The sequence below is a fragment of the Arthrobacter sp. FW306-04-A genome (assembly GCF_044358315.1).
In the GTDB taxonomy this organism is placed as follows: Bacteria; Actinomycetota; Actinomycetes; order Actinomycetales; family Micrococcaceae; genus Arthrobacter.
Map to the genome: position 1 here is coordinate 2,482,271 of NZ_CP084559.1, position 17,777 is coordinate 2,500,047.

Sequence of the window (17,777 nt, forward strand, 5' to 3'; positions counted from 1 at the left end):
CCGGCGGGGCGCTTTCCTTCCAGAAAGGCGCCCCGCCGGCCGTGTAGTCTTAGCGGTCCAGCACGCCCAGGCCAGGAAGATCCTTGCCTTCAAGGTATTCAAGGCTGGCGCCGCCGCCGGTGGAAATGTGTCCGAACTGGGAGTCCTCAAAACCGAGGGTCCGGACGGCCGCGGCGGAGTCGCCGCCGCCCACCACGGTAAATGCCGGCGTCTCGGTCAAAGCCTGGGCAATGGCACGGGTCCCGCCCGAGAAGGCTTCGAATTCAAAGACGCCCATCGGGCCGTTCCAGAACACGGTCTTGGCGGCCTTGATCTGCTCGGCGAAAGCCGCTGCGGATACCGGCCCGATGTCCAGGCCAATGCCTGAGGCCCCGAACGAGCTGTCCTCGATCGCGTCCGCGGCGACCACTTCGTGCTCAGCGTCAGCGGCGAAGCGGCTGGCCACCACGACGTCGGTGGGGATGACGAAAGCGGTACCGGCGTCGGAAGCGCGCTTGAGGTAGTCCTGAACCACGGGGATCTGGTCAGCTTCGAGCAAGCTCCCTGCAACCTTGTGACCAACCGCTGCGAGGAAGGTGAAGAGCATTCCGCCACCGACGAGGATGGTGTCAGCCTTGCCCAGGAGGTTGTCGATCACTGCGAGCTTGTCCGAGACCTTGGAGCCGCCGAGAACCACGACGTACGGGCGCTGGGTATCCGTGGTGAGTTTGCGAAGAACCTCCACCTCGGTGTGCACGAGGTCCCCCTGGTAGGAAGGAAGCTTCGTGGCGACGTCGTAAACGCTGGCGTGCTTGCGGTGGACGGCACCAAAGGCGTCATCAACGAAGGCACCCTTGTCACCGGTGAGTGCTACGAGTTCATCGGCGAAAGCGCCGCGCTCGGCGTCGTCCTTGCTGGTCTCGCGGGCGTCGAAGCGGACGTTCTCGAGAACCAGGACGTCACTGTCCTCGAGTGCCCCGGCCAGCTCCTTGGCGGACTCACCCACGGTGTCTTCCGCGAGCCGGACCTTGAATGGAGCGAGCTCCGAAAGCCGCTCTACAGCGGGCTTGAGCGAATACTTGGCCTCGGGAGCACCCTTGGGGCGTCCCAGGTGGGCCGTAACGAGCACGCGGGCACCGGCGTCCGAGAGCTTTTCGATGACCGGGAGGGAGGCCTTAATGCGGCCGTCGTCGGTCACTGTAGAGCCGTCGAGCGGCACATTCAGGTCACTTCTGACGAGAATGTACCGCCCGCGGACACCTTCAGCGATCAGTTCGTTGAGGGTGTGAGATGTCATGTGTCTACCCTAGCCCAGCTTGGATGCGACAAGCTCCGTGAGGTCAACGAGGCGGTTGGAGTAGCCCCATTCGTTGTCATACCAGGAAACAACCTTGACCTGGTTGCCGATGACCTTGGTGAGGCCGGAGTCGAAGATCGAAGAAGAGGGATCGCCGACGATGTCCGAAGAGACGATCGGATCTGCCGTGTAGCTGAGGATGCCCTTGAACTGCTCGGTCTCGGAAGCTGCCTTGAGTGCTGCGTTGACTTCCTCAACGGTCACTTCGCGGGAAACCGTGACGGTCAAGTCCGTGGCTGAACCGGTCGGGACCGGGACGCGGATGGCGTAGCCGTCAAGCTTGCCCTTCAGCTCCGGAAGGACGAGCCCGATCGCCTTGGCAGCACCCGTGGAGGTGGGAACCATGTTGATCGCTGCGGCGCGGGCACGGCGGAGGTCGCTGTGGGGGCCGTCCTGCAGGTTCTGGTCTGCCGTGTAGGCGTGGATCGTGGTCATGAGGCCGCGCTCGATGCCGAAGGCGTCGTTGACGACCTTGGCCAGCGGGCCGAGGCAGTTGGTGGTGCAGGATGCGTTGGAGATGATGTGGTGTGCTGCGGGGTCGTAGAGCTCATGGTTGACACCCATGACGATGGTGATGTCTTCGTCCGAAGCAGGAGCGGAAATCAGGACCTTCTTGGCACCTGCATCGATGTGCTTCTGTGCCGCGGCAGCCTTGGTGAAGAAGCCGGTGGACTCGATGACGATATCGACGCCCAGTTCGCCCCAGGGGAGGTTCGCAGGATCGCGCTCTGCAAGGACCTTGATGATGTTGCCGTCAACAATGAGGTTGCCCTCCTTGACTTCAACGGACTCGGTCAGGCGACCGCCGACGGAGTCGTACTTCAAAAGGTGGGCAAGTGCCTCGGGACTCGTGAGGTCGTTGACCGCAACAATTTCGAGGTCGGCACCCTGGGCGAGTGCTGCGCGGAAGTAGTTGCGGCCGATGCGGCCAAAGCCGTTGATACCAATACGGGTGGTCACTATTTCAGTCTCCTTGGTGCTCTTGCAAGCACACCTAGTGAGTCGGATCTTGATTCCAACTAACAATTCCCGCACATCATTGGGCAGAAGTGATTATCAGATCGGAGGGCGACCAGCCACGTTGCTGAAGGCTAACCGCCTTCCGTGACCCATCTTACGTTTAACTACGTCTGCCCCCGCAACTGCGGGGGCAGACAATCCGGTATTTGGGCGAAATTCACCTGAATGTGAAGTTTGTTACATTCCCGTGTATTCCGCGTCACTCACCGATTCGGGACGGAGTTCCCTAGAGAACGATCAGCCCGGTCGCGTTTGCGCGGGCTGCCTCGAAGCGCTTCGCGACGTCGGCCCAGTTGACGATGTTCCAGAACGCCTTGACGTAGTCAGCCTTGACGTTGACGTAGTCCAGGTAGAAAGCGTGCTCCCACATGTCCAGCATGAGCAGAGGCGTCGTGCCGACTGCGACATTGCCCTGCTGGTCGTAGAGCTGCTCGATAAGGAGGTTGCCACCGATGGGCTCGTAGGCGAGGAAGCCCCAGCCGGATCCCTGGAGGCCAAGTGCAGCTGCCGAGAACTGGGCACGGAACGCATCGAAGGAGCCGAAGGCGTCGTCAATCGCTGCCGCCAGCTCGCCCTCGGGCTTGTCGCCGCCGTCCGGGGAGATGTTGTTCCAGAACACGGAGTGGTTGATGTGGCCGCCGGTGTGGAACGCGAGGTCTTTGGAAAGGCGGTTGATGTTGGCGAAATCGCCCTTGTCGCGGGCCTCTGCCAACTGGGCCAGGGCGTTGTTGGCGCCGGCTACATAGGCAGCGTGGTGCTTGCTGTGGTGCAGCTCCATGATCTTCGCCGAAATGTGCGGCTCAAGTGCTGCGTAGTCGTAGCCGAGCTCGGGCAGTACGTACTCTGTCACGAAATCCTCCAATGTAGTGGACCGGGGTCCGGTTGGTAACTCTCGTTTTGTTCATCCGATCGGCGAACCGGCCGGAAATCTACACCCTGACGATTCTAGGGCGGGCGCTTTATTCGTCCATCATTTCGGGGGTCACATTTGCCTCGGTACCGGGGATGCCCAGGTCTCCAGCCCGCTTGTCCGCCATGGCCAACAGCCGGCGGATCCGCCCCGCGATCGCGTCCTTGGTCATGGGCGGATCAGCGAGCCGGCCCAGTTCATCCAGGCTGGCCTGCTTGTGCGCCACCCGGAGCTCACCGGCGTACTTGAGATGGTCGGGTACGTCGTCGCCGAGGATTTCCAGGGCCCTGTCCACCCGGGCACCGGCGGCGACGGCCGCCTGGGCCGAGCGGCGAAGGTTGGCGTCGTCGAAGTTCGCAAGGCGGTTGGCGGTCGCCCGTACTTCCTTCCGCATGCGGCGTTCCTCCCACACCATGAGAGCGTCATGGGCGCCCATCCGGGTGAGCAACGCGGCGATGGTGTCGCCGTCGCGAATGACCACGCGATCCACGCCACGCACTTCCCTCGCCTTGGCCTGGATTCCGAGGCGACGGCCGGCTCCGACCAGGGCAAGCGCGGACTCCGGACCGGGGCAGGTGACTTCGAGCGAGGAGGACCTGCCCGGTTCGGTAAGCGAACCGTGTGCCAGGAAAGCTCCACGCCAGACCGCTTCGGCGTCGGACGCCGAACCATTGACTACGGCGGACGGCAACCCGCGGACAGGCCGTCCACGGCCGTCCAGGAGGCCCGTCTGACGAGCCAAGGCCTCGCCGTCGCGCACTACACGCACCACATAGCGGCTACCGCGCCGGAGGCCGCTGCCGGAGACGACGATGATCTCGCTCTGGTGCCCATAGACTTCGGCGATCGCGGCGCGAAGTCGCCGGGCCGTGGAGGCGAGGTCGACCTCTGCCTCGATCACGATGCGCCCCGAAATGATGTGCAATCCGCCGGCAAAACGCAGCATGGCGGAGACCTCGGCCTTGCGGACGGAAGACTTCTTGATGTCCAGCCGGGAAAGTTCTTCCTTGACCGATGCGGTCAGTGCCATCGCATGTTCCTAACTATTCCCGAAGATATCGTGATACGCCGATGCCAGACGCAGCGGGTCGTGGACTGGACGGCGGCTCGACGCCCCCACTTTACCCAAGACCACCTCTGCACCGATCATTCCGGCAGCGCGCTCGAATTCCTTGTGGTCCGATATGGACGAGGGATCGGCGAGGACTACGTCCACGCTGAACTCCGGCGCGTAGTGGCGCAGGGCGTCCAGATGGTCCGCGGCGGACATCCCGGAAGTTTCCTTGGTGTCCATGGCGAGGTTCATGGTGAGGCATCGTTTAGCCGGGGTGTCACACAAGGCTTGGCGCATCTCGGGCAACAGCAAGTGGGGCAGGACAGAGGTGTACCAGGAGCCGGGGCCGAGAATGATCCAGTCTGCGAGCTCGATGGCGGTGAGCGCCTCGATGCATGCCCTGGCGTCTTCCGGCCGAAGCCGGACGTTTTCGAGGGATCCGGCAACGGCGCATTTGGCCTGGCCCTTGACGGTCTGGAACTCGTACCCGCCTCCGAGCAAAGGCACCCGGACGTCCCCCTCGATGTTCAGTGGCTGCGTGGACATCGGCAGGACCTGACCGCGGGCACCCAGGAGGGCACCTGCCCATTTCAGTCCCGCCACGGCGTCGCCCAGCAGCTCCCAGAGGGTAACAATGAGCAGGTTTCCCATGGCGTGGTTGTCCAAGGAACCTTGCCGACCGCTCGGAGTCTTGAAGCGGTGCTGCATGACGTCCCGCCACGTGCGCCCCCAATCCGTGTCATCGCAGAGGGCGCTCAGCGCCATCCGAAGATCGCCGGGCGGAAGGACACCGTACTCTTCCCGCAGCCGCCCGGACGATCCGCCGTCGTCCGCAACGGTCACAATCGCTGTGAGCTCGGAGGTCAACAGCCTCAACGCAGAGAGTGATGCGGAGAGTCCGTGTCCGCCGCCCAGCGCAACAACAGTGGGGCCCTTGGAAGGCTGGCTGCCTGGCGTCCCCTTGGGCGGGACAAGCGGCAGGGGTCCGGTCAGAACCCCCATTATTCGCGACCCAGATCACGGTGGCTCGTGGTCACGGTGACCCGGGGGTACTGGGCCAGCCGTTTGGAAAGTTCGACGGCGACCGCGACTGAACGGTGCTTGCCGCCTGTGCAGCCGACCGCAATGGTGGCGTAGTGCTTGTTTTCCGTCCGGTAGCCGTCGAGGACAGGCTCCAAGGCAAGGACGTAGCGATCAACGAAGTCCTTGACGCCGTCGGCCCCCAGTACATAGTCGCTGACATCTGCGTCGAGTCCAGTGTGCGGGCGCAATTTCGGGACCCAATGCGGGTTGGGGATGAAGCGTGCATCGGCCACGAAGTTGGCGTCCACCGGCAGACCATATTTGAAGCCGAAGCTCATGACGTTCAAGCGCAGCGCCACGGGTCCAGTGTCGCTGAAGAGCTCGGTGATGGCGGTCGCCAGGCCGTGCACGTTGTACGTGCTCGTGTCCAGGACCACATCTGCAGATTCCCGGAGTTCCTTCAGGACATCGCGCTCTGCGGCGATACCGTCCAGGATCCGGCCACCGCCCTGGAGCGGATGCGGGCGGCGGCCTTGTTCAAAGCGCCGGACCAGGACGTTGTCGCTCGCATCGAGGAAGAGAACCCGGAACGTGATTCCGCTCGCACTGAGTGCGCCGAGGGCCGTCCTGATATCGGTGAAGAGTCCCTTGCTGCGGACGTCCACGACGACGGCCAGCTTGGGGATCGACTGGGGTGCGTGCGAGACGATTTCGGCGAGCGTCCCCAACATCTGCGGAGGGAGGTTTTCGACGACATACCAGCCGTGGTCCTCCAAGGCGTCCGAGGCGGTGCTGCGGCCTGCTCCGGACATGCCAGTCACCACCAGCAGTTCCGCTTCGACAGGCTTGACGGGAATAAGGCCGTCCTGCTCCGCGTCGGATCCCGCTGTTGACTCTGACATCAAGTGTCCCCGTTTCTGAGATGTTCCAAAAGCCGGACCGCCTTGAGGAGCGGTCCGTTTATTACCCTAGCTAATATTCAAGGATTTCGCCGGTGGTCATGTTCACTGCCGGGGCGGCCTCTTCGGAGGCGCCGGCCCCCGCCAGGTGGCTGACGACGGCTTCTGCCAATGCCGGGCCGATTCCCTTCGCTGCGGTCAGCTCGCTTGCCGTGGCGGCCTTGATCTTCTTGAGCGAACCGAAATGTGCCACGAGCGCCTTCCGTTTGGCTTCACCGAGGCCGGGAACGCCGTCGAGCGCGGACACGGTCATGGCTTTTCCGCGCTTCTGCCGGTGGAAAGTGATGGCGAAGCGGTGGGCTTCGTCGCGGATGCGCTGGAGCAAGTAGAGCCCTTGCGAAGTGCGGGGCAGAATCACAGGGAAATCGCTGTCCGGGAGCCAGACTTCTTCGAGCCGCTTGGCCAGGCCCACGACGTAGACGTCGTCGATCCCCAGTTCCGCGAGGGCCCGCGCGGCCGCATTCACTTGGGGTTGCCCGCCGTCGACGACGACGAGGTTGGGCGGATAGGCGAACCTCGCCTTTGTCACGGCGCCGGCAGCATCCTCCGACGGCGCCAGCTCCGCCGGGTTGGGGACTTCCCCGCTCTTGGGAAGCTGGGCGGACTTGTCCTGAAGGTAGTGACGGAAGCGTCGCGTGAGGACGTCATGCATCGCCGCGGTGTCGTCAGTTGCGGCTGCACCGGTGATGGAGAATTTCCGGTAGTCGGCCTTCTTGGGGAGGCCATCTTCCACAACCACCATGGACGCGACCACATTGGTGCCCTGCACATGGGATATGTCGTAGCACTCGATCCGAAGGAGCGGCACGGGAAGCTCGAGCGCCTCCTGCAACTCCTGGAGCGCTTGCGAGCGGACGGTGATGTCCCCTGCCCTCCGGACTTTGTGGAGCTTCAGCGCCTGCTCCGCGTTTTCGCGGACAGTGGACATGAGGGCGGCCTTGTCGCCACGCTGCGGCACGCGGATATCCACTTTGGCGCCCCGGAGGCCGCCGAGCCATTCAAGCAACTCGTGATGGTTGGACGGAATCTCCGGGACCAGGACTTCGCGAGGAATGCGCCCCTGGTTGTCGCTGTCCTCTCCATAAACCTGCTGCAGGAGGTGCTCGATAAGCTCCGGCGTGGTGGCGTCTTCGACCTTTTCGACGACCCAACCCCGCTGGCCGCGCACCCGGCCGCCCCTGACGTGGAAGACCTGCACGGAAGCCTCGAGGTCGTCGTCGTGCAGGGCGAAGATATCTGCGTCTGTGTCCTCGGAAAGGACCACGGCATTGCGTTCGAACACTTTGCGCAGCGCTGCGATGTCGTCGCGGACTCGCGCCGCCCGTTCGTAGTCGAGTTCGGCTACGGCAGCTGCCATGTCTTTCTCAAGGCGCCGGATGAACTTGCCGGCCTCGCCGCCCATGAACGAGCAGAAGTCTTCGGCAATGGCGCGGTGCTCCTCGGGCGTGACACGGCCTACACACGGTGCCGAGCATTTGTCGATGTAACCCAGCAGGCATGGCCGGCCACTGGCCTGCGCGCGCTTAAGCACACCGGCGCTGCAGCTCCGCACCGGAAAGACCCTGAGCAAGGTGTCCATGGTTTCACGGATGGCACCGGCCGTGTACGGCCCGAAGTAGCGGGTGCCTTTACGGCGCTCGCCGCGCATAACCTGGACCCTGGGGAGCTTCTCCCCCATGCTCACGGCAAGGTACGGGTAGGTCTTGTCATCGCGGAACACGACGTTGAAGCGCGGCTTGAATTCCTTGATCCACGTGTATTCGAGCTGGAGGGACTCAAGCTCGCTGCCCACAACGGTCCATTCAACGCTGCTCGCGGCGTGCACCATGGCGTAAGTCTTCGGCAGCAACCCTGCCGGGTTGGCGAAATAGGAGTTCAGCCGGGACCGGAGGTTTTTCGCCTTGCCCACATAGATGACGCGGCCGTGTGGATCCCGGAACCGGTAGACGCCGGGGGTGGTAGGGATTTCTCCCGTCTGGGGGCGATAACTCGCTGGATCTGCCACAGATCCAGTCTAGTAAGGGAAAGACGCTACCCAGTACGCACCGGCCAGCCTCGCGGAGCTACTCCGCAGTCTTGCTCTGGTTGTAACTCGTGGAACGTTCCTGGCCGCTCAATGCCGCAATGGCATCCATGATCTTGTCCGTCACTTCGCGGCGGGCAGGCAGGGAATGGTCCGGACCTGTTTTCTCGAAGTACAACGGCTCGCCCACCTTCATGGTGAAGTGCTGCGGACGGACGGTGTTACGGTCCACAGGCTGCAATTTGTCCGTGCCAATCAGGCCCACCGGCACGACGGGCGCGCCCGTCGTCAAAGCAAGCCAGCCGACGCCTGTGCGCCCACGGTAGAGCAGGCCGTCACGCGAACGGGTTCCCTCCGGATAGATACCGATGCCCCTGCCGTTCTCAAGGATGTCCAGCAGGGTCTTGAGCGCTTGCACACTGGCCGCTTGTTCTCCGCGCTCCACCGGAATGGATCCAACAGCCTGGAAGAACGCTTTCATGGCGCGGCCTTTGAAGCCTTTAGTGGTGAAGTACTCGGCCTTGGCAAAGAATCCCACCGGGCGGGGCATCAAAGCTTGGACAATGACGCTGTCCAGAAAAGACAAATGGTTCGGGGCCACAATGAATGGCCCCTCCTTGGGTACGTTTTCCAGCCCAATGACCGTAGGACGGCAGGTGCTGGAAATCAGTCCGCGAGTGGTCCAGCGGATGACATCAAAGGCTTCCATCGTTCTGCACCTCGCTCAGGGCCGCCGCACGGACGGCGTCAAGTTCTTCGATCTTCTTCAGCAGCTGCGCAGTGGAGTCCACGACGGCGACAGCTCCCGCTTCCCGAAGCTCGCCGTCGGGCGCAAATCCCCAGCTGACTCCGATGCAGTCAAGTCCATTGGCCATGGCACCGGCAACGTCCTGGTGGCGATCCCCCACCATCACTGCGGGCTGCGAATGCAACGTCGCCAGCGCAGCACCAACGATTTCCACCTTGCCGGGGGCCGTGTTTGCGGCCATTGATTCATCGTCCGAGGCACCGCAGATGGACGCAAAAAAATCAGCAATACCGTGGTGCTCCAGCACAACGCGCGCCAGGCCCTGGGGTTTCTGCGTGGCCACAGCGACCTGACGCCGCGACTCCGCGAAGAACTCGAGGAGCTCACGGATGCCTGGATAGAGCTGGCTTTGCCCAATTCCCACAGATCGGTAGTAGCTGCGGTAAAGCCCAATGACTTCGTCGACTCTTCCCGCGGGAACCCCGGCGATGTGCTCCAGGGAATCGCTGAGCTTGGGTCCGACCATGGACTCAAGCACGGGCTGGCCCGGCACGGGGAAGCCAATTTCGCGCAGGGCCGCGGCGATGCCGCCGGTTATGCCACCTGCAGGATCGACAAGGGTGCCGTCCAGATCAAAGATTACGGGCACCATTGTTTGAGTCACCGGGTTAGTTTCTCACGAGTTGAGGCGTGCCTGAAACTCACATGCCGGCCAGGGAATACTCCGGCAGCCGCCGAAATATTCCCTGGTGGTAGCCGCCGCACTAACCCAGAATCTCCGCAAGGAAGGAAGCGGTATGGCTTTCCGTGGACTTGGCTACCTGTTCAGGTGTGCCTGTTGCCACGATGCGTCCACCGCCTGAACCGCCGTTGGGGCCAAGGTCCACAATCCAGTCGGCCGACTTGATGACGTCAAGGTTGTGTTCAATGGTGATGACCGTGTTCCCCTTGTCCACCAAGCCCTGCAGCACCATGAGCAACTTACGGATGTCCTCGAAGTGCAGGCCCGTGGTGGGTTCGTCCAAGACGTAGACGCTGCGTCCGTTCGACCGCTTTTGGAGCTCCGAGGCCAGCTTCACGCGCTGCGCTTCGCCACCGGACAGTGTGGTGGCCGGCTGCCCAAGCCGGACGTAGCCGAGACCGACGTCGACGAGAGTGTTCAAGTGCCGGGCGATGGGCGTGAACGCCGCAAAGAACTCGGCGCCTTCCTCGATGGGCATGTTGAGGACGTCCGCGATGGTCTTGCCCTTGTAGTGGACTTCAAGGGTCTCCCGGTTGTAGCGGGCACCATGGCACACTTCACACGGGACATAGACATCCGGCAGGAAGTTCATCTCGATCTTCAGCGTGCCGTCACCGGAGCAGGCCTCGCAGCGGCCGCCCTTGACGTTGAATGAGAAGCGGCCTGGCTGGTAACCGCGCACTTTGGCTTCGGTGGTTTCCGCGAAGAGCTTCCGGATGTTGTCGAAGACGCCGGTGTAGGTGGCGGGGTTGGAACGCGGTGTCCGGCCGATGGGGCTCTGGTCAACGTGGACCACCTTGTCGAGGTGCTCCAGGCCCGCTACCGAGCGATGCCGGCCTGCAACCTGCTTGGCGCCGTTGAGCTTGTTCGCGAGCACCTTGTAGAGGATCTCGTTTACCAGGGTGGACTTCCCCGAGCCACTGACGCCGGTCACGGCCGTGAAAAGGCCCAGCGGGAAGGTGGCGTCAACGTTGTTCAGGTTGTTTTCGCGCGCGCCGATGACTTTGAGCTCACGCTTCTTGTCGTACTTGCGTCGCTTCGGCGGGATGTCGATCTTGCGTCGTCCGGACAGGTAGTCGCCGGTCAGCGAGTTCGTGTTTTCCAGGAGCTCCTTGTACGAACCGGAATGCACCACTTGGCCACCGTGCTCGCCGGCGCCAGGTCCGATGTCCACTACCCAGTCGGCTTCCTGAATGGTGTCTTCGTCGTGTTCGACGACAATCAGCGTATTGCCGAGATCGCGCAACCGCGTCAGCGTCTCGATGAGGCGCCGGTTGTCCTTCTGGTGCAGCCCGATGGACGGCTCGTCCAGCACATAGAGGACTCCCACCAAGCCAGAGCCGATTTGCGTAGCGAGCCGGATGCGCTGGGCTTCACCGCCGGACAGGGTCCCGGACGGCCGTTCGAGATTCAGGTATTCGAGCCCCACATCGAGCAGGAACGTCAGTCGTGCCTGGATCTCCTTGAGAACCTGATGCGCGATCTGGGCCTCGCGGTCGGTGAGCGTGAGGCTGCCGAGGAAGTCGGCGCAATCGCGCATCGGAAGGGCCGATACTTCGGCGATGGACTTGCCGTTGATCAGCACGGAGAGCGACGCCGGGTTAAGCCGGGCACCGTTGCATGCGGGGCAAGGAACCTGCCGCATGTACTCCTCGTAGCGGTCGCGTGCCCAGTCGGAGTCCGTTTCGCCGTGCTTGCGGTGAACGTACTGGATGGCGCCTTCGAAGCCGGTGCTGTACTTGCGCTCCCGGCCAAACCGATTGCGGTACTGGACGACCACCTTGTGGTCCTTCCCATGCAGCACCGTCTGCCGAACTTCCTGCGGCAGCTTCTCCCAGGGGGTGTCCATGGAGAAATCGAGCTCCAAGGCGAGGCCCTCCAAGAGCCGGTTCCAGTACTCCGTGGTGGCTGTACCCAACGACCATGGCGCTATGGCCCCCTGGCCCAATGAAAGCTCGGGGTTGGGGACCACGAGTTCTTCATCGACCTCCAGCTTGGTGCCGATGCCGCTGCAGGCCGCACATGCGCCGAAAGGGTTGTTGAAGGAGAAGGAACGGGGCTCGATCTCGTCGATGGCCAACGGGTGCTCGTTGGGGCAGGCAAGGTTCTCGGAAAACGCCCGGATCCGCGCCGGGTCTTCGGCGTCAAGATCGACGAATTCGACCAGCACACGGCCTTCCGCAAGGCCGAGCGCCGTTTCGATCGAATCGGTCAACCGTTGGCTGATTCCTTCCTTGACCACCAACCGGTCCACGACTACTTCGATGGAGTGCTTGAATTGTTTGCCGAGCTTGGGCGGATCGCTCAGTTGGACGAGTTCGCTGTCCACCCGGGCACGTGAGTAGCCCTTGGCGGTGAGCTCCTTGAAGAGCTCCACGAATTCGCCCTTGCGTCCGCGGACTACGGGAGCCAGGATCTGGAAGCGTGTGCCTGACTCGAGTTCCAGCAGTTGGTCGACGATCTGCTGCGGAGTCTGCCTTGTGATGGGCTCATGGCATACCGGGCAATGCGGCCTGCCGACACGGGCCCAGAGGAGGCGCATGTAGTCGTAGATTTCGGTGATGGTGCCCACCGTGGAACGCGGGTTCTTGCTGGTGGACTTCTGATCGATGGAGACTGCCGGGGAAAGGCCCTCGATGAAGTCGACATCCGGTTTGTCCACCTGGCCCAGGAACTGGCGGGCATAGGCCGACAATGATTCGACGTACCGGCGCTGGCCCTCGGCGAAGATCGTGTCGAAAGCCAAGGACGACTTGCCTGAACCCGACAAGCCGGTGAAGACGATCATGGCATCGCGGGGAAGGTCGAGATCCACGTTGCGGAGGTTGTGTTCACGCGCTCCCTTGACCACGAGCCGGGACAGATCATGTCTCACGGGCGTGGCAGGCTGCGGCGCGGAAACGCTTGCGAGGGATTCGACGGCGGGGACTTCAGCTACGGCTTTAGGCACCCACTAATGCTAATCGAAAACTTCTTCGAATTTCCATGCGGGCTCCCGCAGGCTACTGACGGGTATCAATCCGCGTCATAGGCGGCCGCCAGGAGCTGTACTGCCTCGGCGAAACTTGCGCCTTGCGCCTTGGCCGCGGCCGAGTAGTTCGCCGCGACGGCAGCCAACGCGCTCCAACGGTCGTCCCGGGCGCACACCACTGTTCCGTTCCGGCCGCGGGTTGCCACCACTCCGGCCGCTTCAAGTTCCTTATACGCGCGGGCCACGGTGTGGGGTGCAACATCCAGCTCGCCGGCCAGGCTGCGCACCGCTGGAAGCTTGGTCCCTACAGGGAGGGTGCCGGCGTCAGCCAGCTCGATAATGCGGAGCCGAAGCTGCTCATACAAGGCCACGGTGCTCGACTGGTTGGGTCTCCACGAACCGGGAAACTCGATCGAGCCGCTCACGAGGCTTCCCTCTCCCCTTGGACGGCGCGGTGCTTGGCGATCCGTGCCGGCGTCGCGGCCAACTCGCCGTCTCCGACCGCAAATTGTGCGTCGTGCAATCGGGCATAGTGCCCGCCAAGCTCCAGCAGCGAATGATGGGTGCCGTGTTCAACGATCCGTCCGTGGTCCATGACGAGAATTAGATCAGCGTCGCGGATGGTGGACAAGCGGTGAGCGATGACGAAGGACGTCTTGTTGCTCCGCAATCTGTGCATCGCCTGGCGGATGAGGACTTCCGTGCGGGTATCTACCGAGCTTGTGGCTTCGTCCAGGATCAGGATGGGGCGGCCGGAGAGCCGTGCACGGGCGATGCTGAGCAATTGCCTCTGCCCCTGGCTAAGCGGTTCCCCTCCGTTGCTGAGCATGGTGGAATACCCGTTCGGCAGCGAGCGGACAAAATGGTCCACGTAGCTTGCTTCGGCAGCGGCCACGATGTCAGCGTCGCTGGCACCTGGACGTCCGTATTCGATGTTCTCCCGGATAGTGCCTGTGAAAATCCACGGATCTTGGAGAACCACGCCGAAGTTGCGGCGGAGGGCATCGCGTCCCATGTCCGCAATGTCCGCGCCGTCAATGGTGATCTTCCCCGAGGCGAGTTCATGGAAACGCATGAGGAGGCTGATCAGCGTGGTCTTCCCCGCGCCGGTGTGTCCCACAATGGCCACCGTTTGTCCCGGCTCCACACGGAATGACAGGTCCTCGATCAGTGGCGCATCGGCGCGGTAGCTGAAAGCAATGTGTTCAAAGGAAACCCTTCCCGACGGGAGATCGAACTGCGCATCGGGCTGCCTGCCGGACTCCGTCACCGAACCGGCGCCGGTGCGCACGCCAGTCCCGATCTCCGTCGACAATTCCGGTTCGTCCAGCAACTCGAAGACCCTGCTGGCGGAAACCGCGCACGATTGCAGGATCTGGGCCATGCCGCCGATCTGGCCCAACGGCTGGCTAAAGAGCCGGTTGAATTGTATGAACGCCTGGATCCCGCCGATACTCATCGCGCCGGCAAGGAACTGGAGTGCCCCCACAATCGCAACCCCCACATAGCTGGCGTTCGAGACGAAAGCCATGAGCGGCATCAGCAGCCCGGATGCGAACTGTGCCTTGGAACTGGCGGAATATAATCCGTCGTTGTGGGTAGCGAAGCGGGCGGCCATCGCAGACTGCGCGCCGAAAAGCTTGATGGTTTCGTGGCCGGTTGCCGTCTCCTCCACCAGGGAGTTGACGTCTCCCGTAGCCTCCCACTGCCGGACGAAGTACTTCTGCGAGCGCCGGGTCACCACAACCGATGCGAGGGCAGATACCGGCACAGCCAACAAGGACACGAGGGCCAGCAAGGGTGAAAGCAGCAGCATCATCCCCAGGGATCCGACGACCATCAACGCTGAGGTCAGGAGTTGCGGAAGGAGCTGGTTGAGGGTTTGTGCCACGTTGTCGAGGTCGTTGGTGGCACGGCTCAGGACATCTCCCCGGGAGCGGCCGTCGTAGAAGGCCACGGGAAGCCGATGCAATTTCGCTTCCACCGCTTCCCGGAGGTCGTGCGCGAGCCGCTGCACCGCGAGGGCGTTGAGCCGGCCCTGGGCCCAGCTGAGCAGCGAGGCAACCGCGTACATGGATGCGGCCACGAGCAACAGCAAGACAAAGCGCTCGCTGTTGAACGGGCCGCCGAAGACGGCGACTGCGATGACGTCGGTCGCGTCGCCCAGTATCTTGGGGGCCGCGACGTTGAGCGTGGCAAAACCGCAGATGCACAGAATCGCGGCGGACATGACTCCCCGGGCGGGCTTCAGCAAGCCCGCGAGGCGGAGAAGTGACCGCGCCGGCTTCTCAGTGCGGGCGCGGTATGCGCTATCGCCGCTCACGCGGCTTCTTCCGTTTCGAGCTGGGACGCCACGATCTCCCGGTAGGTCTCCGAGGACACAAGGAGTTCCTCGTGGGTTCCCTTTGCCACCAGACGGCCCTGGTCGATGAGGAGTATCTGGTCCGCCGACACCACGGTATTGACCCTCTGGGCGACGATGATGACGGTTGCCTCCCGCAGTTCGGTTTCGAGTGCTGCCCGGAGCCTTGCCTCGGTCACCGTGTCCAGCGCCGAGAAACTGTCGTCAAACAAATAAACCGATGCGGGGCGGAGCAATGCGCGGGCAATGCACAGGCGCTGCCGCTGGCCGCCGGAGAGACCGGCGCCGCTCTGGGACAGGGTGGTTTCCAGACCTTGGGGCAGTCGAGCCACGAAATCTTCAGCCTGGGCCGTCTCAAGGGCTTGCCACAATTGGGAATCCGTTGCTGACGGCAGCGAAAGGCGCAGGTTTTCCGCGATGGTTCCACGGAACAGCCACGTCTCTTGGGGCACGACGGCGAGCCGGCTGCGCAAGGCACCCAGGGGAACCGTGGCGATGTCCTGGCCATCCAGCGAGATGCTTCCGCTTGTCGCCTCAAGGAGCCTTGGCACAAGGCTGACGATAGTTGACTTGCCGCTTCCGGTGGAGCCGATCACCGCCGTCGTGGTTCCCGGGGCCGCTTCGAAAGAGATGCCTTCCAACACCGGCGCCTCAGCTCCCGGATAGGCGAAGGAGACGTTGTTGAAGCTCAAGCCCCCCGTCCGCTCAGGACCACCCGTCCTCCAGCCGGCCGGGTTTCCCGGCTGGGCCAGTTCGGATTCAGTGTTGAGCACTTCGGTGACTCGTTCAGCGCTGACGGACGCACGGGGAGCCGTGCTCAGCACATACATGGCCATCATGATCGCGAGGAGGATTTGCATGATGTAGGCGATGAATGCGGTGAGCGCACCCAATTTCATGTCGCCGTCGATGATGCGGTGGCCACCAAGCCAGACCACCCCCGCTGAAGACAGGTTGACGACGATCATGACGAGCGGAAGCATGGCCGCGACAATCCGGGCAGAACGGAGATTGTTGTTTGTCAGGGCGTCATTGGCAGCCTCGAACCGCCTCATCTCAAATGGTTGGCGGACAAAGGCCCTGATGACTGCGGTACCCAGGATCTGTTCGCGGAGCACGCTGTTGATCCGGTCCACCAAGCCCTGGCCCTCGCGGTACAGCGGTACGAGCTTGCGCACGATCAAGAGCATGATGATCAGCAGCACGGGAATGATCGCAAAAACGATCCACGACAGGGCCGCGTCCTGTTCGACTGCCAGAATGACACCGCCGATGCCCATGACCGGCGCTGCCACCAGCATGCTGAACACTAGCACCGCAATGTTCTGCAGCTGCAGGACGTCATTGGTGGTCCTGACGACGAGGCTGGCGGGCCCGAAGGCCGTCACGTCCTGGTCCGGCAGGGAATGGATCTTGTCGAAAAGGTCCTGCCGCAGCCCCCTGCCAAACTTCATGGCGACGATGGCACCAAGGTAGCCGGCTAGCAATGCTGCAAGCACCTGGACGACTGTGAGGAGCAGCATCCAACCGCCTAGTCGCAGTATCACTTCGCTGTTCCCGGCAACGAGGCCGTCGTCGACGATCTTGGCGTTGAAGGTGGGCAGGAGGAGGGTGGCTCCGATCTGGACCAGTTGCAGTAAAACTATGGCCAGTACGTGGGTCTTGTAGGGGGCTAGGCGCTGCAGCAGCAAGGATGCCAGCACTTTGCCTCCAATCGTTGGTCACCGGAGCGGCGAATTCCAGACGATGCCGCCCCGCGATGGCCTTGTCATTGTAGTTCAGATCACACTCGGAATCGGTGCAATTCCAGCACTTCCGGAGCCAGGAATCGCTCCCTCTTAGCCACGCTTTCGGGCCACTGCGAAAATTCTGCGGAAGGGAAACACGGTCCCGTGCCGGTCCGTCGGATACGCCTCGCGCAGCATGGCCGCGTACTGGTTTTCGAAAGCGTCCGCTTCGCCCTCGGGAAGGGCGGCGAGCACAGGACGGAGGCCGGTCCCCCGCGCCCAGTGCAGCACGGGGTCGGGTCCTGGCAGAAGTTGCTGGTAGGTGGTTTCCCAGGCGTCGGCGTCGCATCCGGCGTCGAGCATGATCCGGAGATAGTCGGTTGGTTCCCCGACGGCGTCGTCGTGACGCAGCACACCGGACAATCTTCCGGACCATTCCGGCGAACCGGCCAGCTCGCGCATGAGCGCGTGGGAGGGGGCACCGAAGTTTCCCGGGACCTGCAGGGCAAACCACGCACCGGGCTTCAGCGCTTCCAGCCACCTGGCGAGCATGGCCAGGTGTCCGGGGACCCATTGCAGCGCTGCGTTGCTGACCACGACGTCGGTGTCCACTTCCGGTGTCCACTCGGCGATGTCGGCGCGCTCGAACGAAAGACCAGGCCGGGCGGCAGCGAGGAGTCCGGCTTTCGCCAGCATCTCGGCAGAAGAGTCCAGCCCGACGACGGCGGCACCGGGCCAGCGCGTCGCGAGGTTCTCCGTCAGGTTCCCCGGACCGCAGCCCAGATCCACCACGTGCCGCGGATCCTCCGCCAGGATTCTCGAGGTCAGGTCAAAAAACGGGCGGTCGCGGTGATTGCCGAACTCGACGTACTTGGCTGGATCCCATTTCACTGCTGTCCCGA

14 protein-coding genes are annotated in these 17,777 nt (G+C 63.0%); all 14 read right to left on the reverse strand.

The genetic code is table 11. The features are described from left to right. Positions 1–49: 49 nt before the first annotated feature. The 14 genes from LFT43_RS11400 to LFT43_RS11465 all read right to left on the reverse strand — a co-directional run bounded on the left by LFT43_RS11400 (position 50) and on the right by LFT43_RS11465 (position 17,766). Complete coding sequence (locus LFT43_RS11400) at positions 50–1,276, reverse strand: phosphoglycerate kinase (protein ID WP_395796857.1); 1,227 nt, start codon at positions 1,274–1,276, stop codon at positions 50–52. Between the two features lie 9 nt (positions 1,277–1,285). Continuing rightward, positions 1,286–2,296: a type I glyceraldehyde-3-phosphate dehydrogenase gene (gene gap / locus LFT43_RS11405; protein WP_234749471.1), complete on the reverse strand. Its 1,011-nt coding sequence runs from the start codon at positions 2,294–2,296 to the stop codon at positions 1,286–1,288. Positions 2,297–2,582: 286 nt separating this feature from the next. Further along, positions 2,583–3,206, reverse strand: coding sequence for a superoxide dismutase (locus tag LFT43_RS11410; RefSeq protein WP_059389282.1), 624 nt, complete (start codon positions 3,204–3,206; stop codon positions 2,583–2,585). A 109-nt stretch (positions 3,207–3,315) separates the two neighbouring features. Continuing rightward, positions 3,316–4,296, reverse strand: coding sequence for a DNA-binding protein WhiA (gene whiA / locus LFT43_RS11415; RefSeq protein WP_395796859.1), 981 nt, complete (start codon positions 4,294–4,296; stop codon positions 3,316–3,318). A gap of 9 nt (positions 4,297–4,305) precedes the next feature. Continuing rightward, complete coding sequence (yvcK, locus tag LFT43_RS11420; protein ID WP_395796861.1) at positions 4,306–5,322, reverse strand: uridine diphosphate-N-acetylglucosamine-binding protein YvcK; 1,017 nt, start codon at positions 5,320–5,322, stop codon at positions 4,306–4,308. Next, positions 5,322–6,245 (reverse strand): RNase adapter RapZ, encoded by a 924-nt coding sequence (gene rapZ / locus LFT43_RS11425; RefSeq protein WP_395796863.1) that lies wholly within the window; start codon positions 6,243–6,245, stop codon positions 5,322–5,324. The genes yvcK and rapZ overlap by 1 nt, the downstream gene beginning before the upstream one ends. Before the next feature lie 70 nt (positions 6,246–6,315). Next, a complete protein-coding gene (uvrC, locus tag LFT43_RS11430; RefSeq protein ID WP_395796865.1) occupies positions 6,316–8,307 on the reverse strand; it encodes an excinuclease ABC subunit UvrC in 1,992 nt (663 codons plus the stop codon). 58 nt (positions 8,308–8,365) lie between these two features. Next, complete coding sequence (locus LFT43_RS11435; protein WP_395796867.1) at positions 8,366–9,034, reverse strand: lysophospholipid acyltransferase family protein; 669 nt, start codon at positions 9,032–9,034, stop codon at positions 8,366–8,368. Beyond that, complete coding sequence (locus LFT43_RS11440; RefSeq protein ID WP_395796869.1) at positions 9,021–9,737, reverse strand: HAD hydrolase-like protein; 717 nt, start codon at positions 9,735–9,737, stop codon at positions 9,021–9,023. The genes LFT43_RS11435 and LFT43_RS11440 overlap by 14 nt, the downstream gene beginning before the upstream one ends. Before the next feature lie 100 nt (positions 9,738–9,837). Continuing rightward, a complete protein-coding gene (gene uvrA / locus LFT43_RS11445) occupies positions 9,838–12,765 on the reverse strand; it encodes an excinuclease ABC subunit UvrA (protein ID WP_395796871.1) in 2,928 nt (975 codons plus the stop codon). A gap of 65 nt (positions 12,766–12,830) precedes the next feature. Then, positions 12,831–13,211 carry a GntR family transcriptional regulator gene (locus LFT43_RS11450; RefSeq protein WP_265977573.1) on the reverse strand — a complete coding sequence of 127 codons (381 nt, stop codon included), beginning with the start codon at positions 13,209–13,211 and terminating at the stop codon, positions 12,831–12,833. Then, on the reverse strand, positions 13,208–15,016 hold the full coding sequence (locus LFT43_RS11455; RefSeq protein ID WP_395803024.1) for an ABC transporter ATP-binding protein: 1,809 nt from the start codon (positions 15,014–15,016) through the stop codon (positions 13,208–13,210). Before LFT43_RS11455 ends, LFT43_RS11450 begins: the two co-directional genes overlap by 4 nt. A gap of 89 nt (positions 15,017–15,105) precedes the next feature. Beyond that, the gene (locus tag LFT43_RS11460; protein WP_395796874.1) at positions 15,106–16,851 is read right to left on the reverse strand and encodes an ABC transporter ATP-binding protein; all 1,746 of its coding nucleotides are present in this window, start codon (positions 16,849–16,851) and stop codon (positions 15,106–15,108) included. 135 nt (positions 16,852–16,986) lie between these two features. Further along, positions 16,987–17,766 (reverse strand): trans-aconitate 2-methyltransferase, encoded by a 780-nt coding sequence (locus LFT43_RS11465; protein WP_395796876.1) that lies wholly within the window; start codon positions 17,764–17,766, stop codon positions 16,987–16,989. Between the last annotated feature and the right edge of the window lie 11 nt (positions 17,767–17,777).